The sequence below is a fragment of the Streptomyces sp. MNU76 genome (assembly GCF_020982545.1).
Classification (GTDB): Bacteria; Actinomycetota; Actinomycetes; order Streptomycetales; family Streptomycetaceae; genus Streptomyces.
The window spans coordinates 1,109,928-1,130,119 of record NZ_JAJKLK010000019.1 but is presented as its reverse complement, the minus strand read 5'-3'; the positions used below and the strand labels follow the sequence as shown (position 1 = coordinate 1,130,119).

At 70.6% G+C, this 20,192-nt stretch carries 21 protein-coding genes and 3 pseudogenes; 6 read left to right on the top strand and 18 right to left on the bottom strand.

Annotated elements, in window-relative coordinates; all coding sequences use genetic code 11:
- Window positions 1–210 precede the first annotated feature (210 nt).
- Window positions 211–1,590: an AI-2E family transporter gene (locus tag E4N62_RS31630; RefSeq protein WP_230220309.1), complete on the top strand. Its 1,380-nt coding sequence runs from the start codon at window positions 211–213 to the stop codon at window positions 1,588–1,590.
- An 18-nt stretch (window positions 1,591–1,608) separates the two neighbouring features.
- Here E4N62_RS31630 and E4N62_RS31625 read toward each other — a convergent pair whose 3' ends face one another.
- Window positions 1,609–1,806 carry a hypothetical protein gene (locus tag E4N62_RS31625; RefSeq protein ID WP_230219858.1) on the bottom strand — a complete coding sequence of 66 codons (198 nt, stop codon included), beginning with the start codon at window positions 1,804–1,806 and terminating at the stop codon, window positions 1,609–1,611.
- A gap of 36 nt (window positions 1,807–1,842) precedes the next feature.
- On the bottom strand, window positions 1,843–2,094 hold the full coding sequence (locus E4N62_RS31620; protein WP_230219856.1) for a hypothetical protein: 252 nt from the start codon (window positions 2,092–2,094) through the stop codon (window positions 1,843–1,845).
- 160 nt (window positions 2,095–2,254) lie between these two features.
- On the opposite strand from E4N62_RS31620, the gene E4N62_RS31615 reads away from it, so the two are divergent.
- The 3 genes from E4N62_RS31615 to E4N62_RS31605 are packed head-to-tail and all read left to right on the top strand — an operon-like array spanning window position 2,255 to window position 3,333.
- Window positions 2,255–2,548 carry a winged helix-turn-helix domain-containing protein gene (locus tag E4N62_RS31615; RefSeq protein WP_230219854.1) on the top strand — a complete coding sequence of 98 codons (294 nt, stop codon included), beginning with the start codon at window positions 2,255–2,257 and terminating at the stop codon, window positions 2,546–2,548.
- A gap of 57 nt (window positions 2,549–2,605) precedes the next feature.
- Entirely contained in the window at window positions 2,606–2,941 is a 336-nt protein-coding gene (locus E4N62_RS31610) for a hypothetical protein (protein WP_230219852.1), read from the top strand.
- Window positions 2,917–3,333, top strand: a complete 417-nt coding sequence (locus tag E4N62_RS31605) for a DNA-binding protein (RefSeq protein ID WP_230219850.1) — start codon at window positions 2,917–2,919, stop codon at window positions 3,331–3,333. Before E4N62_RS31610 ends, E4N62_RS31605 begins: the two co-directional genes overlap by 25 nt.
- A gap of 80 nt (window positions 3,334–3,413) precedes the next feature.
- Here E4N62_RS31605 and E4N62_RS31600 read toward each other — a convergent pair.
- From E4N62_RS31600 to E4N62_RS31540, 14 genes and pseudogenes are all read right to left on the bottom strand, one after another.
- Window positions 3,414–4,035 (bottom strand): annotated as a pseudogene (locus E4N62_RS31600) (OmpA family protein).
- Window positions 4,032–4,634: a hypothetical protein gene (locus tag E4N62_RS31595; RefSeq protein WP_230219848.1), complete on the bottom strand. Its 603-nt coding sequence runs from the start codon at window positions 4,632–4,634 to the stop codon at window positions 4,032–4,034. The pseudogene E4N62_RS31600 and the gene E4N62_RS31595 overlap by 4 nt, the downstream one beginning before the upstream one ends.
- 15 nt (window positions 4,635–4,649) lie before the next feature.
- Complete coding sequence (locus tag E4N62_RS31590) at window positions 4,650–5,270, bottom strand: pilus assembly protein TadG-related protein (RefSeq protein ID WP_268270059.1); 621 nt, start codon at window positions 5,268–5,270, stop codon at window positions 4,650–4,652.
- Entirely contained in the window at window positions 5,267–5,479 is a 213-nt protein-coding gene (locus tag E4N62_RS31585; protein ID WP_230219845.1) for a hypothetical protein, read from the bottom strand. Before E4N62_RS31585 ends, E4N62_RS31590 begins: the two co-directional genes overlap by 4 nt.
- 101 nt (window positions 5,480–5,580) lie before the next feature.
- Entirely contained in the window at window positions 5,581–6,351 is a 771-nt protein-coding gene (locus E4N62_RS31580; RefSeq protein WP_230220307.1) for a response regulator transcription factor, read from the bottom strand.
- Between the two features lie 108 nt (window positions 6,352–6,459).
- A pseudogene (locus E4N62_RS49750) lies at window positions 6,460–6,642 on the bottom strand (two-component sensor histidine kinase); the annotation flags it as partial.
- Between the two features lie 184 nt (window positions 6,643–6,826).
- Entirely contained in the window at window positions 6,827–7,384 is a 558-nt protein-coding gene (locus E4N62_RS31575) for a histidine kinase (protein ID WP_230219844.1), read from the bottom strand.
- A gap of 585 nt (window positions 7,385–7,969) precedes the next feature.
- Complete coding sequence (locus E4N62_RS31570) at window positions 7,970–8,881, bottom strand: DUF5936 domain-containing protein (RefSeq protein ID WP_230220305.1); 912 nt, start codon at window positions 8,879–8,881, stop codon at window positions 7,970–7,972.
- A gap of 19 nt (window positions 8,882–8,900) precedes the next feature.
- The gene (locus E4N62_RS31565; RefSeq protein ID WP_230219843.1) at window positions 8,901–9,857 is read right to left on the bottom strand and encodes a type II secretion system F family protein; all 957 of its coding nucleotides are present in this window, start codon (window positions 9,855–9,857) and stop codon (window positions 8,901–8,903) included.
- A gap of 30 nt (window positions 9,858–9,887) precedes the next feature.
- Window positions 9,888–11,228, bottom strand: a complete 1,341-nt coding sequence (locus E4N62_RS31560) for a CpaF family protein (RefSeq protein ID WP_230219842.1) — start codon at window positions 11,226–11,228, stop codon at window positions 9,888–9,890.
- 27 nt (window positions 11,229–11,255) lie between these two features.
- The gene (locus E4N62_RS31555; protein WP_308185890.1) at window positions 11,256–11,765 is read right to left on the bottom strand and encodes a TadE/TadG family type IV pilus assembly protein; all 510 of its coding nucleotides are present in this window, start codon (window positions 11,763–11,765) and stop codon (window positions 11,256–11,258) included.
- The gene (locus E4N62_RS31550) at window positions 11,762–13,375 is read right to left on the bottom strand and encodes an AAA family ATPase (RefSeq protein WP_230219841.1); all 1,614 of its coding nucleotides are present in this window, start codon (window positions 13,373–13,375) and stop codon (window positions 11,762–11,764) included. Before E4N62_RS31550 ends, E4N62_RS31555 begins: the two co-directional genes overlap by 4 nt.
- A gap of 367 nt (window positions 13,376–13,742) precedes the next feature.
- Window positions 13,743–14,459, bottom strand: a complete 717-nt coding sequence (cpaB, locus tag E4N62_RS31545) for a Flp pilus assembly protein CpaB (RefSeq protein WP_230219840.1) — start codon at window positions 14,457–14,459, stop codon at window positions 13,743–13,745.
- 142 nt (window positions 14,460–14,601) lie between these two features.
- Complete coding sequence (locus tag E4N62_RS31540; RefSeq protein ID WP_230219839.1) at window positions 14,602–15,465, bottom strand: hypothetical protein; 864 nt, start codon at window positions 15,463–15,465, stop codon at window positions 14,602–14,604.
- Window positions 15,466–15,803: 338 nt separating this feature from the next.
- On the opposite strand from E4N62_RS31540, the gene E4N62_RS31535 reads away from it, so the two are divergent.
- Together E4N62_RS31535 and E4N62_RS49745 are read left to right on the top strand one after the other, a co-directional pair.
- Window positions 15,804–17,519, top strand: coding sequence for a chitinase (locus E4N62_RS31535; RefSeq protein WP_230219837.1), 1,716 nt, complete (start codon window positions 15,804–15,806; stop codon window positions 17,517–17,519).
- A 134-nt stretch (window positions 17,520–17,653) separates the two neighbouring features.
- Window positions 17,654–17,932 (top strand): annotated as a pseudogene (locus E4N62_RS49745) (epoxide hydrolase N-terminal domain-containing protein); the annotation flags it as partial.
- Between the two features lie 206 nt (window positions 17,933–18,138).
- Here the strand turns inward: E4N62_RS49745 and E4N62_RS31525 are convergent.
- Window positions 18,139–19,461 carry an Nramp family divalent metal transporter gene (locus E4N62_RS31525; protein ID WP_230219835.1) on the bottom strand — a complete coding sequence of 441 codons (1,323 nt, stop codon included), beginning with the start codon at window positions 19,459–19,461 and terminating at the stop codon, window positions 18,139–18,141.
- A 189-nt stretch (window positions 19,462–19,650) separates the two neighbouring features.
- Window positions 19,651–20,046 (bottom strand): ATP-binding protein, encoded by a 396-nt coding sequence (locus E4N62_RS31520; protein WP_184898931.1) that lies wholly within the window; start codon window positions 20,044–20,046, stop codon window positions 19,651–19,653.
- Window positions 20,047–20,192 lie beyond the last annotated feature (146 nt).

Here is a 20,192-nt window from a genome sequence, read left to right as displayed (position 1 = left end):
CCGGACACCGCGGACACCGCACAGGACTTTCGAAACACCCCCTAGACCGGTCGGCGACAGGGTGACGCACACCCGCCGCTCAACCTTGTGAAGCCCTCCACCGTCCTTTGGTGGGGGGCTTCTGCCATGTACGGTCGGAGCCCCCGAGAGGATGCGCGGCCTCCGGGAGGAGTGGTGACCCACAGGAGCGACGGGGGAAGAGGACGGATGATGTCGCGAGTTCCAGGGTGGCTCGGCCGGCTCGGCGCCGGACTGAGCGGATGGGGCGAGCGGTTGGAGCGGCGCCGGGCGGAGATGGAGGCGGAGGCGGAGCGCGCTGACGAGGGCGAGGACACCACCGCGGGACACCGTCGCCACGACGACGGCACGGGCGGCGCCGCCGACGGCCCCGACACCCCCGGGGAGAGCACCGAGAACGAGGGCGTCGACGACGGTAGGAGCGGCTCTCCCGGCTCGCCCGCCGGTGCCCGGGGCCGGACGGCCGCCCCCGTCCTCCCCACCCGTCCGGACCCCGCGTCGGTGGTGCCCTGGGGCATGCGGGTGGCGGCCGAGGCCGGCTGGCGGCTGCTCGTGCTCGCGGGCACCGTCTGGGTGCTGATGCGGGTCATCAGCTCGGTACGACTGCTGGTGCTGTCGTTCACCGCCGCGCTGCTCGTCACCGCCGTGCTCCAGCCGACCGTGGCACGGCTGACCCGGCACGGCGTACCGCGCGGCCTCGCCACCGCGCTGACCGCCGCCCTCGGCTTCATCGTCATGGGACTGATCGGCTGGTTCGTCACCTGGCAGGTCATGGAGAACATCGACGACCTCTCCGACCAGATCCAGGACGGCATCGACGAGTTGCAGCGCTGGCTGCTCGACAGCCCGTTCCACGTCACCGAGAACCAGATCAACGACATCGCCAAGAACCTCCGCGAGGCGGTCAGCGACAACACCGACACGATCACCTCGGCGGGGCTGGAGGGCGTGACGGTCATCGTCGAGGCGCTCACCGGCATCCTGTTGACGATGTTCTCCACGCTCTTCCTCCTGTACGACGGCAAGAGGATCTGGCAGTGGACGCTGAGACTGGTGCCCACGGCGGCCCGGCCGGGTGTCGCCGACGCGGGGCCGCGCGCCTGGCGGACACTGACGGCGTACGTGCGCGGCACGGTGGTCGTGGCGCTGATCGACGCCATCTTCATCGGCCTGGGGATCTACTTCCTCGATGTGCCGATGGCGGTCCCACTGGCCGTGTTCATCTTCCTGTTCTCCTTCATCCCGCTGGTGGGTGCGGTCGTCTCGGGCGCGCTGGCCGTCGTGGTGGCCCTGGTGACCCAGGGCGTGTTCACGGCCGTCATGACGCTGGCCGTGGTGCTCGCCGTGCAGCAGATCGAGGGACACGTCCTCCAGCCGTTCATCCTCGGCCGGGCCGTCCGGGTACACCCCCTGGCCGTCGTGCTGGCGGTCGCCGCCGGTGGCATGATCGCCGGGATCGGGGGCGCGGTGGTGGCCGTGCCGCTGGTCGCGGTCACCAACACGGTCGTGGGGTCACTGCGGGCTTACGCGGACGAGCACGGGCGGGGCGAGGCCGTCGGCCCTGGGGCCTGACGTCGCACGGGCAGGGTGTCAGAGCGGCCTGTCCGGTCCCTCCGTCGGCGGTGGGTAGTGCGGGGCGCAATCCGCGCAGGCGTACACGTTGAAGCCGGGGCCGGTGGCGCCGTGGTGCTCGTGGACCAGGACCGGGCTCTCGGTGACGCGTTCGCAGCGGGCGCACATACGGACCGGGGGGCGTCGCGGTACGCGGTGGTCGGCGCCGCTCGTCATCGTGTCGCTCCCGCCAGGGCGCCGGGGCCGTGCGCCTCACCAGAGGGCGCGGCGTCGTTCACGTAGGCCACGGGTCGCGCGGCGGCGGACGCGGTCGTCCAGGGTGAGGGGACGGGAGTGGGGCGGGGTGGCTGTGCGGGTCACGGCACCGGGTGGGCGCGGTGACGCCGTGCGGTGGGGAGTTGGGGCGGACGGGACGGGGACGGGGCCCGCGCGGTGGCGGCCGCGTGAGTGCGGCAGCCAGATGCCCAGCATCCGGGCCAGGGGTCGGACGATAAGGTCCAGCATTGTCGGCGCTCCTTCGAAGCGTTCGGCCATGCCCCGGGACGGCCCCACCGTCGCCGGGGTCTACTAGCACAGGCACGCTACAGAGCGGAGCTGGGAGGTGTATAGCAGTTAGGCGTGCTCCATAGGTTCGCACAGCTGAGCGGTGTCGTACGTTGTTGGAATGACCCCCGCTTCGGACGAGTCGCCGATCGACCCGAGCAAGATCGCCTACGTGTACATGCAGATGGCCGACCACATCGCCGAGCGCATCAGCAAGGGCGAACTGAGGCCGGGCGCCCGCCTGCCCGGAGAGCGCGACCTCGCGGCGGAGTACGGAGTCGCGCACCTGACCGCCCGCCGCGCCACCCGCGAACTACGCGAACGCGGCCTCGTCGTCACCCTCCCCGCGAAGGGCACCTTTGTCGCCTACCCGCAGGAGTCGGAAGCGGAGAGCAACACCGATCCGGACCACTAGGCCATCACTGCCCTGCGTTTACTACTCTGCTTGCCACTTCATTGCTAGCCTTGCCTCATGGAGACTCCGGAGTCGTACGCCAAGGACGAGGGGCCGGCGCAGAAGGTCAGCGTGTCCATGCCCGCAGGCCGTATCGCGGCGGTCAAGGCCCGTGTGGGCGTGCGCGGCTTCTCCGCCTACGTCAGCGCGGCCGTGGAACGGCAGATACAGCGCGATCTGCTGGAGGAACTGCTCCAGAACAAGGAGAAGGAGATCGGCCGCCCTTCCCCCGAGGTCCAGGAATGGGCCGCCGAGATCTTCCGGGAGGCGGAGGCCATGGCGGCCAACGATCACTCCGCTGAGGCGACCGAGGGAGACGAGAGCCCAGAATGGCACGATCGCAAAGCCGGTTGAGCCATGGTGTCCTGCTCCTCGACAGCGAGGGGCTGAGCAGGTTCATGGCCAACGATCCACAGGTCACCGGCTTGATCCGCACCGCACAGGCGAACGACACCCTCGTGGCCCTGAGCAATCTCACCTTGATCGAAGCGTGGCATTCCAAGGTACGCATGGATCGCCTTCGCTGGCACACGTCCCGTCTGGAGGTGTTGCCCGTCAGCGATGCCATCACCTGGCAAGCCATCGACCTACTGCGGAACGCGAGCCTCCACGGGCACAAGTACGCGATCGACTCCGTCGTCGCGGCCACGGCTCTGGGCTACGCCGGGCCCCGCATCATCGTCACCTCGGACGTGAACGACATGAACAAGCTCTGTGGCGACCGAGTCCGCGTCGTGGGCGTGTGAGGGAGACCTGTCCTGCCATCAAGGGCCTGCCCTTGTCCCACCAGTGACGGCAGGAGTCAGGTCTGTTCGTCGCCGGTCCCCTACTCGGTCCTCGGGAACGAGACCTCCACCCGGCGGTTCTTCTTGCGGCCCTCCTCGGAGGAGTTGTCGGCGATCGGGTAGTCCTCGCTGTAGCCGCGCACCTCGAAGGTGATGTTGCCGCCCAGGTCGGCGGCGAGGATGTCGTGGACGGCCTCGGCGCGTTTCTTGGAGAGGGTCAGGCCGTGGGCGTACGAGCCCAGGTTGTCCGTGAAGCCGAAGACGCGGACGGTGCCCGCGCTCTGCTTCTTGATCTCCTCCGCGATGGTCTGGATGCGGGAGCGAGCCTGCGGGTTGAGCTTCGCGCTGTCCTTGGGGAAGAGGACCTCGGCCTGGAGGGCGAACGTGACGTTCTCGTTGGTGTCCTCGCGGCGTTCCTCGCCACCGAGGTCCTCCACGACCGACTTGATGTCCAGGACCTTGGCCGGGGCGAGCGTGGCCCCCTGGGCGAGCTTCAGCCCCGGGCTGTTCGCGTCGACCTCCGGGGGTGGGGAGGTGGTGACGGTGCCCGGGGTTCGCTGGGATCGTCCGCGGCGGCCGGGGAGGGGTCGCCAGGGCGAGGCCGAGGGCGGCGAGGACGGCGAGGGCCGCGGTGACCCGTGGGGTGAGGACGGTCATGGTCACTCGTCCTCGGAGAGTTCGATCGTGGCGGGGGGCATGGAGCCGACTTGGAAGTCCACGGAGGTGGTGCCTTCGGGAGGGGCGGGGAACTGGGCGAACCAGTCGGCGCTGGCTCCCTGCACCAGGGCGCCGGTGAACCGGGTGCACAGGCAGCGCCCTTGGGTGTCACGGAGAATGAGGTACTTCTTTTTACCCGCCTGATCGACGAGACTCGCGCCCGCGACTGAACCGCCGTTGTTGGACAGTTCGCGTTCGTCCCCCCGCCAGTCCGCAGCGACCCAGGACCGGCTGCCGTTGTTCGTCACCGTGCCCTCGACGGTGACAAAGCCTCCACCGTCGCGAACGGCGGAGGTGACCTTGAGCGTCAGGTTGTCGCCTTTGACCTCGGCCAGCACCGACTCGCCAGCAGGTGAGTCGGTCTCCTGTTTGCCGTCGTTCCCATCGGGCTCAACTGACTTGCTGGAAGGTGCCGAGGACGAATCGTCCTTCGCCGAGTTGTCGTCCCCTCCCCCGCCACAACCGGCAACCGTGAGGAGCAGCACGGTCGCGATCGCCACCGCGGTCACTGTCCTGCGGCCCTTCATGGTGTGCCGAAGGTTCATCGGTACTGCTTCCTCTCACTTGGCCAGATACACAGAGAACATCACGGACGCGTCGGGAAGGTCGGCCAGATCGAAATTGCCGGGATCGATGTCCACGGAAACGCCGTCGCAGTCCAGGGAGACAGGATCCGCGGGATTCGTGTTCACACCGAAGTCGCAGCGCGGCTGGATGACGGCGACCGCCTGGGCCGTGGCTGTCATGTTCTCGGTGCCGGGGATGATCGAATCGCCGACGGTGTAGTCCGTCACGACGCCGACCTGGAAGCCGGGGGCTCCGTCCACCTCGGTGAGCTGGGCGCCGCCTTCGAGGGTCGAGTTGTTCTGGGCTGCCAGCTCAGCAGCCGCGGCATCAGCGCCCTCGACGGGTAGTACTGCTCCCCCACTCAGGTCGAGCCATTCCAGCCAGTCGCCGCCGCCCGCGTCGATGGCGTCCCCAAGCTCAAGCAACAATTCGTCCCGCGCTTGCTGAGCGGCTGCCAACGCAGCCGCGTCTGCGGCGGACTGGGCACCGTTACGGGCGGACGCGGCCTGGGCGAACGCGAAGAAAGCCAACGCCACGAAGAGCAAAATGGTCGTAAGCCAGATGTAGATAGGGAGAGTCGACCCTCGATCCCCGAGGAGCCGTGGAGGTGTCAGCCTCCGCCGATAACGCTGTTCACAGCATCGAAGATCGCGCCCGAGATCAACCCGTCCAGCCCCAGTCCGTCGATCATCACGAAGATGCCCGCGATGATGATCATGATGCCCGCGTACTCCACGAACCCCGCGCCCGCGTCCCGGCCCCTTCCCCGCATGCGGGACGCGACCGTGGTCCTCCAGGTTTCGAAACGGTGTTTCACCTTCATGGCGGTTGCCTTCCCGCGCGATGCCGACACCAACCGGATCACCGTACGTGAGTCGGCCCGTACGGGGTGGGTCCGGGGGCCCAATTTTGTCGGGGGTGGGGTCATCGGGGCCACCCCCCGAGGGCCGTGCCCAGCCAGTGGGCTATCGCTTCGCTGCGGGTCGAGCTGTGCAGTTTCGCGAAGATGCGGTTGATGTGGTTCTTGACGGTCTTCTCGCTGATGAAGCAGGTGGCGGCGATCTGGCGGTTGTTCATGCCGGACGCGATGAGGTCCATCACCTCCACCTCCCTTGAACTCAGGCCGAAGGACGGTCGGTTGGAACGGTCGAGAGTACGGCGGTGCGGAGTCGGAGTGCGAGCGGGGCCCACCTTTGGCGACTGTGCCACAAATGATTGCAGCTGCGAAGCAAGGTCGTGACTTTCGTGTGAAGGTTCGTAGGAAACGCCGAGTGAAGTTGAGACAGTCGCGGAGATGGTCGGGCGCCCCTCCCGCAGATCCCGTACCGCTGCCATCAGTTCGGGGGCCGTGAAGTCCCCGTGGACCAGGTAGCCGGACGCGCCGCGGCGCAGGGCCTCGGTCACCACCTCGGGCTCCGTGCTGTAGGTCAGCATCAGCACGGCGCAGAGGGCGGCCAGTTCGGGGAGCGCGGTCAGGCCGTCCGTGCCCGGCATGCGGACGTCGAGGAGGGCGACGTCCGGGCGGTGCCGGCGCGCTTCGGTCACGGCCTCCTCGCCGTTCGTGGCCTGGGCCACCACCGTGATGTCGGGGTGCGCGCCCAGCAGGGCCGTGAGACCGGCGCGGACCACCGGGTTGTCGTCCGCGACGAGTACGCGGAGGGGCGGGCCGGGGCGTGCCTGCGGCTGGTCAGGCATGTGCGGCCTCCTGTCGGAGGGTGAGGGGGTGACCGGGGGTGCGGCGGTGGGCAGCGGGAGGGTCAGCACTACTTCCGTGCCGGTGGGGGTCGTGCGTACGTCGAGGGTCGCGGCCGTGCGAGCCGCTCGTTCCGCCATGCCCAGGAGGCCGAAGTGGCCGGATCTTTGCGCTTCTTCGAGGGTGAGGGTGGGCGGCAGGCCCACTCCGTCGTCCTTGATCGTGAGGTGGAGCTTGTCCGGGGTGGTTCTCAGGGACACGTCCGCTCGCGTCGCGTGGGCGTGGCGGTGGATGTTCTCCAGGGCCTCCGAGGTGATGGCCAGGAGGTCGTGGGTCGTTTCGGGTGGGAGGGGCGGGGCGCCTCGTCGGCGGTATGGGTGGCGACGGTGACGTGCGTGCGGAGCGCGGTGCGGGACGTGAAGTCCGCCGCCCTCGCCTTCAGTTCGGCCGTGAGGTCGGTGGGCGGGGCCGGTGTCGTCAGGTCGGTGTGACGGCGTAGGTCCGTGAGGAGGTCGCGGGATTCTGCGGCGGCCCGGCGGGCGGCCGACGCGACCAGGCCGCCTGTTGTCTGAGGTGGGCCGGGTCGGGGGTGGGGTGGTCGGCCGAGGTCGCCAGGGCGTCGGCGGCCAGGGCCAGGCCGTGGAGGGTCTTGGCCACCGAGTCGTGGAGGTCGCGGGCCAGGCGGGCGCGTTCGGACTCCACGGCCTCCGCGACGGCCAGGCGGGACGTGGCCTCGGCGAGCGCCTGGGTGGCCGTGCCGAAGCGGAACATCAGGTTGCGGAGGGTGACACCGATGATGCCGGCGGCGACGCAGAAGCCGGCGATGAGGAGGGTGTTGGCGCCGGCGCCGGGGCGGTGTTCCCAGGCGCGGTGGACCGTGAGGAGGACGGCGATCTGGAGGCCGGTGAGGACGCCGGCGCCGCGCCAGCCGTAGAGGAGGCCGGAGAGGAGGGGGGTGCAGACGGTGGCGTAGGCGAGGGGAGACCGGGGAGGCGGTGAGGAGGAGGACCGCGCCGAAGAGGAGGTCAGAGCCATGAGGGTGGGGTGGGCGAGGAGGCGGGGGCGAAGCGGTCAGTCCCTGAGCATGGCGTACGAGATGGTGATGCCGAGGACGGCGGCGATGAGTACGGCGTGGGTCGGGGCGCCGTCCGTGGTGTTGGCCATGGCGAAGGGGTGCCGATGGTGAGGGTGACCAGGCGGACGGCGAAGGTCTGGCGGGCCAGGGCCTGGAGGGCGTTGAGCTGGAGGCGGAGGGTGGCGGGGGTGTGGCGTCGTCGGCGAGGTAACCGGTGGTGGGGGCTCCGCCGGGGTGGGGCCCGCCGGGGGCGGGCGGCTGTGGGTGGGGGCCCTCGCTGGTGTCGGGCGGTGGCTGCGCGCGTGCGCCCTCGGGGGTGGGCGGAGGTTGGAGGCGCTCACCGGCGCTTGCCGGGTGCCGCCTGCGCCCACCCTCCCCAGTCTCGGCTTCGCTCGACCGGGGGACCCCATCGCCCCAGCGGCACGATTGCCCGCAGTGAGAACAGGCAGAAGCGGCAGGCTGGCACGATTGCCCGCAGGTGGGGGAGGGTGGGAGGGAGAGCCGCAGGCGGGCCCGCCAGGGGCTGCGCGCGCTTTGGGAGTTCATCAGCGGCCCAGGATTTCGCCGAAGTTTGTGCCCGAGCCCAGGAACATGCCTGCGGCGATGAGGATCATCGTGGCCGGGAGCATGAAGACCAGGGTGACGAGGGTGGCCTTGGGGATGGTGCGGGCGGCTCGGCGGCGGGCGTTCTGCGCGTCGGTGCGGCGCATGTCGGCGGCCAGTTGGATCAGGGTCTCGGCGATGGGGGAACCCAGCTCCTCGCCCTGTTGGAGGGCCGAGACGAACTGGGCGACCTGCTCCGAGGAGTTGCGTCGGCGGAGTTCGTCGAAGGCCTGGCGGCGGCTGACGCCCATGTCCATCTGGCGGAGGGTGATGCGCAGTTCGTCCGCCCAGGGGCCCTCGTACTTCTCGGCGACCCGGTCCAGGGCCTGGCGGAAGCCCAGCCCCGCCGAGACCACGACCGCGAGCACGTCGAGGAAGTCGGGCAGCGTGCGGTCGATGACGTCCTTGCGCTCGCGCACGGCCTGCCAGATCGCCGCGTCGGCGGCGAGGAGGCCGAAGGCGAAGGTGAACGCGGCGAACAGGGGGCGCCCGCTGGTGAGGAAGACGAGGCCCATGAAGGCGCCGAAGAAGCCGTAGACGGCGCGGCGGGCGGCGTAGCGGTTGAGAGTGAGGCCGCCGGGGTTGCCCGCCATGTCGATGCGGTGGCGTTTGGCCTCGACCCGGCGCGGGCCCATGAGGCGCAGCACGAGGGGCGCGAAGCGCATGCCGAGGCGGTCGACCGCCGAACCCGTCCTGGAGACGCGGGTGGCGCCCACCTCCAGGGCGAGGGCGAGGTCGCTGGGGAGTTTCGCGTCCGCGCGGATCATGCGGATGCCCAGGAGGACGCCCGCCACGGAGATCGCCATCAGGAGGGCCAGGAGGAGCGGGAGGAAGGAGGGCGTCGAGGTCGTCATGTCGGTCACCGGGGCCTTCTCATACTTCGATCTTGCCGAGGCGGCGGATGACGAAGAAGCCGATCGTGTAGAGGCCGATCGAGATCAGGACCAGGAGCTGGCCGAGGGGCGAGCCGGTCACCCGGGCCAGGGCGCCGTCGTTCGAGGAGTTGATCAGGAGGAGCGAGCCGAGGCCCAGGAGGGGGACGGTGAAGGCCGTCGCGTTGACCTCGGAGAGCATCGTGCGGACCTCCCGGCGGGTCTCCTTGCGGTCCTCCAGGGTCTGGGTGAGGTTGCGCAGCGAGCTGACCACCGTTCCGCCCGCCTTGTTGGACAGGACGAGGGTGGTGACGAGGACGATCAGTTCGCGGGAGGGGAGACGTTCGGCGAGTTCGCCGAGGGCGTCGTCGACCGAGCGGCCGAGCGCCAACTGGTCGGCGACCCGCGCCAGTTCCTCACCGGCCGGGGCTTCCAGTTCCTCCGCCGCCATCGCCAGGGCCGTACGCAGGGCCAGGCCGGCGGCGGTGGCGTTGGCGAGGAGGCGGGCCACGTCCGGGAGTTGGTTGATGAAGGCCTCGATGCGTTTCTGGCGCTGCCAGTTGAGGAGGATGGCGGCCGCCCATACGCCCACGGCGCCCGCGATCGGGCCGAAGAAGGGGGCCAGGGTGGCGGCGGCGACCAGCCAGAGCGCCACGACGAGGAGGGCGACGTAGGTGGCGAACTCCCCCGCCGTGAGGTCCAGTCCGGTCGTGGTCAGCCGGAGGTGGATCGCGCGGCCCAGGCGGGTGCGGCGCAGGCGGCGGTCGACGGCCGTGAAGCGCCGCACGCGGCCCGTCGCCGTGCGGAGCGGGCCGCCCTGCCGGCCCGCGAGACGGTCGACGAGGGCCTGGCGCTGGGCCCGGCCGGAGGCGTACACATGCGCACCCGCGACGGCGAGGGTGCCGCAGAGGACGGTGGCGCCGAGCGCCAGCAGGGTGGTGTTGTCGGTGGTCGCCATGGTCGGTCCTACCTCCTCGGGGGCTCTCGGCTATCCGATGGCCTGGCGGGTGTTGAGCGGGTCGATGGCCTCGGCCACGCCGTACGCGGGCGGTAGCGGCTCGTTGGCCACGTACAGCTTCTCCGCGACGGGGCGGGGTATCGGCAGGTGCTCGAAGCGGCCGTGGACGACACGGTCGGCGCCGAGGGGGTCCGGGGCGAAGCGGGACACGGTCGCGATCCGGAACTGTTCGCGGCCGTGCGAGACGAGCAGGGCGATCTCGGTGACCTTGCGGGAACCGTCGGCGAAGCGGGTGAGCTGGACGACCACGTCCACCGCCGAGTTGATCTGGTCCTTGAGGGCCTCGAAGGGGATGAGGACCTCGGACATCGAGCCGAGGGTCTGCAGGCGCATCAGCGCGTCCTCGGCGGAGTTGGCGTGGACCGTGGCGAGGGAGCCGTCATGGCCGGTCGACATGGCCTGGAGCATGTCGAGGGTCTCACCGCCCCGGACCTCACCGACGATGATGCGGTCGGGGCGCATCCGCAGGGAGTTGCGGACCAGGTCGCGGATGGTGATCTGGCCCTTTCCCTCGATGTTGGGGGGCCTCGATTCGAGGCGGATGACGTGGTCCTGCTGGAGTTGGAGTTCGGCGGAGTCCTCGATGGTGATGATGCGTTCGCGGGGTGGGATGAGGCCGGAGAGGGCGTTGAGGAGTGTTGTCTTTCCGGTGCCGGTACCGCCGCTGACGATCACGTTGAAGCGGGCGCGGACGAACGCCGCGAGGAGCATCAGCATCTGCTCGTCGAGGGAGCCGAGGTCGATGAGCTCGGGGAGGGTGTACGCGCGGGGGAAGCGGCGGATCGTGAGGGTGGGGCCGGTGAGGGCCAGCGGGGGGATGATCACGTTGACGCGCTCACCGGTGGGGAGGCGGGCGTCGACCATGGGGTTCGATTCGTCGACCCGGCGGTTGACGGTCGAGACGATGCGTTCGATCGTCTGCATCAGCTGGTCGGTGGAGGCGAAACGCAGGGGCAGTTGCTCCACGCGGCCGCCCCGCTCGACGAAGATCGAGTCGGGCCCGTTGACCATGATCTCCGTGACCGAGGCGTCGGCGAGGAGGGGTTCGAGGACGCCCAGGCCCAGGGCCTCGTCGACGACCCGGCAGATCAGCTGGGAGCGTTCGCCCGAGGAGAGGACCGGGCCCTCCCGGCTGATGATGTGGCCGAGCACGCGTTCCAGGCGGGCCCTGCGGTCGGCTGCGGTCAGGGCCGACATCTCGGCGAGGTCGATCTCTTCGAGGAGCTTGGCGCGGTAGACGGCCACGAGGTGTCCGTCCTGGCGTCCGGCTCCCCCCTCGTCGGGGGCGGCTATACGGGATCGCAGGCTCATCTTCTCGTCAACTCCTCCTCGGCGGGGTCAGGGTCGGGGGTCAGGGTCGAGGTCGTTCGGCATGGTGGCCGAGCGTTCCACGGAGACCGGGTCGAAGAGGGGGATCACGGAGGGGACGGTGACGACGACCGTGGCGGTGGTGGTGTCCGTGCCGCCGCCTCCCGGGTCGACGGAGGGGTCCAGCCACGCGCTCGCCGCGGCGGCGCCCGCGGCCGCGCCCGTGCCGGGCTGGAGCGACTCGGCGCGGGCGGCCGCGCGGGCGGCCGAGCCTGCCTGGCTGATGCCGTAGCCGATCAGGCCCAGTTGGATCGCCGCCATGCCTACGAGGAGCAGGATGGGGAGGAAGCCGGCGAACTCCAGGATGGAGGAGCCTCGGTCGTTCCAGCGGCGTCCCGTGGGTTCGGGGTTCGCGCGGGGCGGTGGGTGGGTCGGGCGCGCCGGCGCGCGGTGGGTGGCTCGGGGGTGCCGGTGGGTCTTCGCGGGTGCGTCGGCCTTCCGCCGGTGTGCGTGCGTGTTGTCGGGGGTTCGGACGGTCATGGCGTGTCCCCCTCCAGTGCCGCGCCCGCCTCGCCGTTGACCGTCCAGCCCGTGTCGAAGCCGGGGAAGAAGAGGGGGACGTTGGCCTGGACCTCGGCTCGCATGACAGGGCCGGCGGGGGCGCAGTCGATGGAGGTGTCGCTCCAGGCGCCCGGGAGGTTCGCGCTTCCCGCGCTCTCGCAGGCACCGGCGATGTCGCCGTCCACCGCGTACGCGGCGGTGGCGGCGCGGGCGGCCTCGTCGGCGGCGTTCCCGGCGAGGGAGTAGGTGTAGCCGTAGAGGGCCGCCTGCCAGAGGATCGTCATGGTGATCAGGATCAGGGGGAGCATGCCGGCGAATTCGACGGTCGCCGAGCCCCGGTCGCCGCCCTTGCGTCGCAGGACGAGTGCACCCCGGTCGGAGGAGCGGCGGCGTCGGCCACCGTGGCCGTGTTCCGGCGGGGCGACCAGTTCCAGTTCACCGGCCAGCGCCCAGAGCGCCTGTTTGACGACGGAGCGGGCGTCGAGGTCCTGGAGGCGGCCCGCGTCGACCACGGACTGGAGTTCCTTGAAGGCGGCGGGGACGGCGGCGCGGGCCACCTTGGTGCCGGTGACCTTCTCGACCAGGGGCGGCTGGATCTCCGTGGCACGCGAGAGGCGGTTGACGACTGTCAGGGTCTCCTCGGCCTTGCGGATCTGGAGGCGGTCCCAGAGGCGGACCATGCGCTTGGCGGCGCGGACCGCGACGACGTCCGGGGTGACGAGCAGGAGGGCCTGGTCGGCCATCTCGACGGCCGCCGCGGTGGCCGCGTTCATCTGGGATCCGCAGTCGACGACCACCACGTCGTGCCGGGAGCGGAGGGTGGCGACCACCTGGCGGGCCACCCGGTCCGTCACCTCCTCGCCTCGTTCGCCCTCGGCGGGGGCGAGGAGGAGGGAGACGCCGGTGTCGTGGGCGTAGACGGCCTCCTGGAGCACCCGGGGGTTGAGGTCCGTGATGGCGGCCAGGTCGGCGACCGAGCGGCGGAACTGCACGTCGAGGTACGAGGCCACGTCCCCCGACTGGAGGTCGAAGTCGAGGAGGGCGACCGTACGGCCGGACGCGCGGGCCGCGAGGGCGAGTTGGACGGCGGTCACGGTGGCGCCGACACCGCCCTTGGCCCCGCTGACCGTGACGACGGTGCCGCCGGGGCCCGCGTACAACTCGGGCGCGCCGCTGCCCAGGTGGCGTCGCATGCCCGCCGACCACGCGGCGGCGGCCTGGACGCGCTCGGCGAGGGCCTCGTAGGAGAGGGGGAGCTGGACGATGCCCCGGGCGCCGGAGTCCATGGCGGCGGTGAGGACGCCGGTGCTGGTGTCGGAGGTGACGAGCACGACGCCGACCGCCGGGAAGCGCAGGACGAGATCGCGGACCAGGTCCAACGCCGGTACCGGGCCGATGCGTTCGTGGACGAGGACGACCTCCGGCAGCTCGTCCAGCGAGTCGGCGGCCAGCCGCGCCAGGGTGTCCAGCAGCGCGGTGGAGTCGGAGACGGGCGGTGCCGGTTCCGCGTCGGCGAGCTGGCCGAGGAGGGTGGTGAGGGCGCGGGCCGAGTCGACGTCTCCGGCGGCGGGGAGGATGCGGACGGTCATCGGCGGATCCCCGTTCGTGGGGCGAAGGACGCGGAGGGCGAGGAGATCACGGCGGTCGGGAGGGGTGCGGAGGTCTCGGACGGGCGGGGTGCGGGCGTCGCGCACCGGCAGGGCTCGCCGTGCGTCACGCGCCAGCGGGGTTCACCGTGCGCCGCGCACCGGCAGGATTCGCCGTACGCCGTACGCCGCGACCACGGTCCCGGCGTACCGGGCTCCCTCGCCCCACTCGTCGCCCACGGGGCCCCGGTGCGCCGTACCCCCCTGAGCATGCCCAGCCTCGGCACGCCCATCCGTAGACGCATTCGACGCACCCCCGTTCGAGGCGCCCTCGTGCGGACGTTCCGGACCGACCTCATCGCGGGGCCTCCTACTTGTCCTCGTCGAGGGTGTACGAACGGTCGTCCGGTACGACGACGGTGGCCTCGCCGCCCCCGACGAGGGCGAGACGGACGTGCTCGGCAAACGACTCGGCGTAGGCGACGCGCTGGGCGTCGGCGGTGTCGAGCGCGAAGGTGATCGGGACGGCCTCGGTCGCCGTGCGCCGACGGTCGCTGCTGGACTGGCCCGGTTCGAGCGGGGTCAGCTTGCCGACGTCGATGACCCGGGCGTCCGCGACCATGAGCTTGGAGGTGTCCTTGCCCGAGTCGCTGTCCTTCTCCTCGAACGTGGCGTAGATGTTGACCAGCGACCCCGGGGTGATCTTTCCGGCGACTCCGGTGGCGGCGTCGATCAGGATGGCGATCTCCTGTTGGCCCGCTTCGAGTTCGGGCCGGTCGACGATCATGTCCGACTGGAGCAGGGAGCCCTTGCTCAGCCGGGTGACGGCGATCTTGCCGCGGATCTCCGCCAGATCGGTGACGGCCGTGCCGGACAGCCACCGCTCCGGCATCGAGATCTTCTCGAACTGGCCCGCCGTCAGCTCCTTGTAGGGCGCGATGTCGCTCTTCAGTCGATACGCGGTCACCTCGGGCCCGACCTTCGCGTTCACGTCACGGATCACCGAGAGCACCCCGGCGAAGGCGGCCAGGGCGCACAGGGCCGAGAGGACCAGCAGGATGACGCCGCGGCGCTGGCGCGAGTTCACTACATCTCACCTCGTGGGGACGTGCCGGGCACGTGAGCGGGCCTGCCGCTCGGTCGGGGCGGTGACGGACGGGGCGGTGACGGACGGGGCGGTGACGGACGGGTCGTACGGTCCTGCGGGCCGAGGGGTCGACGTACGGCTGTCATGTGACCCCTCTTGGCAGCGCGCGCACGGGCGGCGGCGGTTCGGGCTCTCGGAGCGGGGCCGCGCAGAACCCGCAGCGGTCGCCGATGAGTTCGAGGCCGCACCAGTGGCAGGTCTCGCGGCGCACGGACGACACGAGCTGGTAGAGCACGGAGACGTCACTGAGGCCGGCGACGAACTCGACGAGCTTGCCGGTCCCCCACCAACGCACGGAGCCCTCGGGCAGCGGCACCGGCAGGGACCCCTGCACCTGCCAGGCCGGGGCGAGCGTCCCGGTGACCCAGTCGGAGGGCGGCTGCGGTCCCTGCGCCACGAGCAGCCGGGTGCCGAACTCGGGTCCCGCGAGGGGCTCCTCGTCGGCGGTGTGGAGGCGGACCAGCTGGGGCCGCGGGTTGGCCAGGACGGCGAACTGGGCGCCCGGCAGCCAGGACTTGGCGTGCGACTTCAGCGTGACCGGCACCCGGTCGAGCTTGGCGACCGAGCCGAGGAGCGCGCCGGCGTAGATGTAGTGCGCGAGGAGGCGCACGGAGGAGGCGAGCACTCCGGGGCTGAAGTCGCACACGGACAGCTGCCGCAACTGCTGGGCGAGCAGGGCGACGCCGAGCGGGGGCAGGTCCACGCCGAGCAGGGCGATGCGGTCGCTCTCCAGCACGGAGCGGACGGTGTGCAGCCGCCGGGTGACGGCGGGCGCGTCGGAGGACGAGTGGAGGGCGATGACGTAGCCGTGCTGCTCGATGAGCGCGTGCATGCCGTACAGGGAGTCCTCAAGGGTCTTCTGCGGCTGTACGACTGCGGGCGGGGTCTGCCGGTCGTGCGGTGGGAGCACCAGGTCGGAACTGGTGACGGCTATCGCGGTCGGCACGCTGCACACCACCCCGTTCACTTCGGCGGAGTGGTCGACCACCGCCTCAGACGGCCCCTGTGGGGAGCGACGTCCGCGTCGACGTCCCTCCCGCATCGTCTTGCATCAGCACCATATCCACGGCATGGCCCGATCAACACTGAATCTCCTTGATCAACTCACGCGGGGTGGGGCCGTATCCACACAGAGTGAGACGCATATGCCTCAACTCGGCAGGCGAGCGGGGGTGTTGGGCTCCACGAACGGGCGAACGGGGCTCGTGCGGGAGTATTGACAACTCGATTGGTCTGGACCAACTTACGAGTATGTTCAGACACAGAAGACACCCACGCACGCGGATGAACGCGCCGGGGTGCGAGCGCACGCGGGCGCCGGGTCGGACCCGGCTCCGGTCGGGAGTCGTCGCCGTCTCCCTCGCCCTCGGTCTCTCGCTCGTCGGCGCCGGACAGGCGTCCGCCGCGGACATCAACAACGCCAGGAACGCCGGATTCGAGTCGGGGCTCAGCGACTGGAACTGCTCGGCGGGCAGCGGCACCACCGTCTCCTCCCCCGTGCACGGCGGTGCGGCCGCGCTGCGGGCCACCCCGGCCGGGCAGGACAACGCCCGCTGCACCCAGGCCGTGGCGGTGAAGCCCAACGCGACGTACACGCTCACCGCCTGGGTGCGCGGCGGGTACGCGTACCTGGGCGCGACCGGGACCGGGACGACCGACGTCTCGACGTGGACGCCCGACTCGACGGCCTGGAAGCAGCTGTCGACCACCTTCACCACCGGCGCCTCGACCACCTCGGTGACGGTCTACACGCACGGCTGGTACGGGCAGGCCGCGTACTTCGTCGACGACGTGTCCGTCTTCGGTCCCGACGGCGGGGGCGGCGGTGACCAGCCGCCCACGATCCCGTCCGCCCCGTCCGGCGTGACGGTGTCGGGCTCGACGTCCTCCTCGGTCTCCCTGGCCTGGAACCCGGTGTCGGGCGCCACCGGCTACCAGGTCTACCGGGGCGGCACGAGGGTCCAGTCGGTGACCGGGACCTCGGCCACGGTGACGGGGCTGGCGGCCTCCACCTCGTACACGTTCCAGGTCACGGCGACGAACGCGGCCGGTGAGTCGGCGCGTTCGGCGACGGTGACGGGGACGACGACGGCGACTCCGGGCGGCGGCACCGGCGTCCCGAAGCACGCGGTGACCGGGTACTGGCAGAACTTCGACAACGGTGCGGCGGTGCAGCGGCTCTCCGATGTCCAGGCGCAGTACGACATCATCGCCGTGGCCTTCGCGGACGCCACCGCCACCCCGGGCGCGGTCGACTTCACCCTCGACTCGGCGGGGCTCGGCGGCTACACCGTCGACCAGTTCAAGGCGGACGTCCGGGCCAAGCAGGCGGCCGGCAAGAAGGTCATCGTGTCGGTCGGCGGCGAGCGCGGCACCGTGGCCGTGAACGACGCGGCCTCCGCGGCGAACTTCGCGGACTCGGTGCACGCCCTGATGCGGACGTACGGCTTCGACGGCGTCGACATCGACCTGGAGAACGGGCTCGACGCGACCTACATGACCCAGGCCCTGCGGTCGCTGTCGGCGAAGGCCGGCCCCTCGCTGGTCATCACGATGGCGCCGCAGACCATCGACATGCAGTCGACGTCGAACGCCTACTTCCGGACTGCGTTGAACATCAAGGACATCCTGACCGTCGTCAACATGCAGTACTACAACAGCGGTTCCATGCTCGGCTGCGACGGCAAGGTCTACAGCCAGGGGTCGGTGGACTTCCTCACCGCCCTCGCCTGCATCCAGCTGGAGAACGGGCTCGCCCCCTCCCAGGTGGGGCTCGGGCTGCCGGCCTCGACACGGGGCGCGGGCAGCGGGTACGTGTCGCCGACGGTGGTGAACAACGCCCTCGACTGTCTGGCCCGCGGCGCCAACTGCGGCTCCTTCAGGCCGCCCAGGACGTACCCCGACCTGCGGGGCGCGATGACCTGGTCGACCAACTGGGACGCCACGGCGGGCAACGCGTGGTCCAACGCGGTGGGTCCGCATGTGCACGGACTGCCGTAGGTGAGCAGGGGTGACCTGGGCCCGGCCGGGCGTGCCCGTACGGCTGTGGCGCAGGTCACCGGAACTGGCGGGGAGGCCCGTCGGTCAACCTCTTTCGAGCAGATTCGAAAGGCTTGTCCGGCGCGGGAGGGTACGTGAGCATCGGTGCCCCGGTCGGCGGCCGGTCGTGCCCCCGCCGACCGGGGCACGGCACAGGTGAGAGCAAACCGCCCGCCCTTGCGGACACATGCTGTCCGCAAGCCTTCCCACACTGGACTCATGACAGACAACAGCGTGCGCAGCCACCGGATCGACATCCCTCGGCCCAGCTGGACGATCTGCACACCCGCCTGGACCTCACCCGCTGGCCCGACGAACTCCCGGACGCGGGCTGGGCGTACGGCACCTCGCTGCCGTACCTCCGCGACCTCGCCACGTACTGGCGCGGCACCTACGACTGGCGCGAGCACGAGGGCGCCCTCAACACGCTCCGCGCGGACGGGCTGCGGGTCGTGGTCAGCGGCTTCAACTCCGGCGCCCAGCACACCGCCGCGACCCGTGACCCCCGCGCTCACCATGGCTCAGCTGAGGGAGATCGCCGTCAGCGAGCGATGGAAGTCGCTCGGCTGACGGCCCGGCGTCAGAAGAGGTCGGCCCACGGCTGGTCCCAGATCTGCTTCACGGCCAGGACGAGGAACAGCAGGCCCGCGACGGCCAGCATGCCGTTGCTGACGATGCCGTTGCGCCATTCCCGTGGTGTGCGGGAGGAGTTGAGGAGCCAGAGGAGGGTGGCGGCGAGGAACGGCAGGAAGGCCGCGCCGAGGACGCCGTAGAGGATGATCAGGCGGAACGGCTGGCCCTGGAAGAGCAGGACGATGGGCGGGAAGGTGAGCCAGAGCAGGTAGGCGCGGAACGGCCAGGACTTCTCGTGCCGGCCGGAGGCGACCTCCTCGCCCGTCACCCCCTCCTTCCTGCGGAAGCGCGCCACGAAGTCCGCGAACATCAGGCTCACGCCGTGCCAGACGCCGATGAGGGAGGTGTACGAGGTGGCGAAGAAGCCGATCAGGAAGAACTTGGCGGTGGCCGTGCCGTACTCCTCGGCCAGGATGTCACCGAGCTGGATGAGCCCCTTGTCGCCGGAGGCGAGGGCGATGTTCGCGGAGTGCAGCAGTTCGGCGCCGACGAAGAGCATCGAGATCACGAAGATGCCGGTCGTGATGTAGGCGACCCGGTTGTCCAGGCGCATGACCTTCATCCAGCCGGTGTTCGTCCAGCCCTTGGCGTTGACCCAGTAGCCGTACGCGGCCAGCGTGATCGTGCCGCCGACTCCGCCGATCAGGCCGAGGGTGTTGAGGATCGAGTCCTTCTCGTCGGGCAGGACGGGCAGCAGCCCGGCGAAGGCGTCGCCGAGGTTGGGCGTGACGCGGATCGCCAGATAGACCGTGACCAGGAACATGACGCCCACCAGGACCGTCATGACCTTCTCGAAGACCTCGTACTTGTTGAACCAGACGAAGAGCAGGCCGCTCAGGCCGCACAGCACGGCCCACCACTTGAGGTCCATCACGTCCGGGAACAGCGCCTGGAGGGGCAGGGCGCTGGAGGACATCGCGGCGGCGCCGTAGACGAAGCCCCAGATCACGACGTAGACGACGAAGAACCACGTCGTCCAGCGGCCGAGGCTGGCCCAGCCGTCGAAGAGGGTGCGGCCGGTGGACAGGTGCCAGCGGCCGGCCGCCTCGGCCAGGGAGATCTTGACGAGGCAGCCGATGACGGCGGCCCACAGCAGGGTGTAGCCGAAGTTGCTGCCGGCGATCAGGGTCGCGACCAGGTCGCCGGCGCCGACACCGGTCGCCGCGACGACGATGCCGGGACCGATGTACTTCCAACTGGATTTACGGGGTGGGGGGTTGGTGTCGGATGTTGCGGGTGTGTCAGTGGGGTTTCCCGTGGTGTCCGCCATGAGGGTCAAGAAACCCCAAGGGCCCCAGCATGACAAGAGGGCAAGCCCGGGCGCCCCTCCAGGGGCGCGGGGAACTGCGCGACCAGCCACGACGGCGCCGCAGACAACCGACGGCACCAGCGGCGGGTGGCTTCGGTACCGGATGCCACCGAAGCCACCGGCCCCGCCGAACCGCTCAACCCGGCGGAGCTACACGCAGCCGTCCGCCCCGCACGTGCCGAGCTCGAACCACACGGTCTTGCCCGAGCCGTCCTGCCGGCAGCCCCAGCGCCCAGCCAGGGCGTCCACCAGGAACATCCCCCGGCCGCTCTCCGATATCTCCGTCACCCGGCGCACCCGGGGCGGGCGGCCGTCCGTGTCCGACACCTCGCAGCGCAGTACCCCGTGGGCGGCCGACAGGGTCAGCTTCAGTCGGCTCTCCGCGTGCACCAGCGCGTTGGTGACCAGTTCGCTCACCAGCAGCTCCGCCGTGTCGGTCTGGTCGAGCAGACCCCACCCCTCCAGCTGCCTGCGCACCTGCGCGCGGGCCTGTGCGGCGGCGGCGGGACGGGGGTCGTACTCGACACTCAAGTGGCCTGCACCCATGGGGGGTTGGGGGTACGAGGCGAAATGGGGGCCGGAATCCGGAAGGAGACCCCCGGAGAGTTGCAGCATGCTTCCAGGGTTGCCGCCACGCGTACGCCGCACACGGGGAGGACTACCCGTTTCCGGCCCTGCATATACCTGTTCCC

Excerpts from the sequence above, each read along its gene's own strand:
- E4N62_RS31620 (WP_230219856.1), bottom strand. The coding sequence starts at position 2,094 with ATGCTGGACCTTATCGTCCGACCCCTGGCCCGGATGCTGGGCATCTGG.
- E4N62_RS31565 (WP_230219843.1), bottom strand. The coding sequence starts at position 9,857 with ATGGCGACCACCGACAACACCACCCTGCTGGCGCTCGGCGCCACCGTC.
- E4N62_RS31580 (WP_230220307.1), bottom strand. The coding sequence starts at position 6,351 with ATGCCTGACCAGCCGCAGGCACGCCCCGGCCCGCCCCTCCGCGTACTC.
- E4N62_RS31520 (WP_184898931.1), bottom strand. The coding sequence starts at position 20,046 with ATGGGTGCAGGCCACTTGAGTGTCGAGTACGACCCCCGTCCCGCCGCC.
- E4N62_RS31575 (WP_230219844.1), bottom strand. The coding sequence starts at position 7,384 with ATGGCTCTGACCTCCTCTTCGGCGCGGTCCTCCTCCTCACCGCCTCCC.
- E4N62_RS31605 (WP_230219850.1), top strand. The coding sequence starts at position 2,917 with ATGGCACGATCGCAAAGCCGGTTGAGCCATGGTGTCCTGCTCCTCGAC.
- E4N62_RS31595 (WP_230219848.1), bottom strand. The coding sequence starts at position 4,634 with ATGAACCTTCGGCACACCATGAAGGGCCGCAGGACAGTGACCGCGGTG.
- E4N62_RS31535 (WP_230219837.1), top strand. The coding sequence starts at position 15,804 with ATGAACGCGCCGGGGTGCGAGCGCACGCGGGCGCCGGGTCGGACCCGG.
- E4N62_RS31630 (WP_230220309.1), top strand. The coding sequence starts at position 211 with ATGTCGCGAGTTCCAGGGTGGCTCGGCCGGCTCGGCGCCGGACTGAGC.
- E4N62_RS31585 (WP_230219845.1), bottom strand. The coding sequence starts at position 5,479 with ATGAAGGTGAAACACCGTTTCGAAACCTGGAGGACCACGGTCGCGTCC.
- E4N62_RS31610 (WP_230219852.1), top strand. The coding sequence starts at position 2,606 with ATGGAGACTCCGGAGTCGTACGCCAAGGACGAGGGGCCGGCGCAGAAG.
- E4N62_RS31625 (WP_230219858.1), bottom strand. The coding sequence starts at position 1,806 with ATGACGAGCGGCGCCGACCACCGCGTACCGCGACGCCCCCCGGTCCGT.
- E4N62_RS31555 (WP_308185890.1), bottom strand. The coding sequence starts at position 11,765 with ATGACCGTCCGAACCCCCGACAACACGCACGCACACCGGCGGAAGGCC.
- E4N62_RS31560 (WP_230219842.1), bottom strand. The coding sequence starts at position 11,228 with ATGAGCCTGCGATCCCGTATAGCCGCCCCCGACGAGGGGGGAGCCGGA.
- E4N62_RS31525 (WP_230219835.1), bottom strand. The coding sequence starts at position 19,461 with ATGGCGGACACCACGGGAAACCCCACTGACACACCCGCAACATCCGAC.
- E4N62_RS31570 (WP_230220305.1), bottom strand. The coding sequence starts at position 8,881 with ATGACGACCTCGACGCCCTCCTTCCTCCCGCTCCTCCTGGCCCTCCTG.
- E4N62_RS31615 (WP_230219854.1), top strand. The coding sequence starts at position 2,255 with ATGACCCCCGCTTCGGACGAGTCGCCGATCGACCCGAGCAAGATCGCC.
- E4N62_RS31550 (WP_230219841.1), bottom strand. The coding sequence starts at position 13,375 with ATGACCGTCCGCATCCTCCCCGCCGCCGGAGACGTCGACTCGGCCCGC.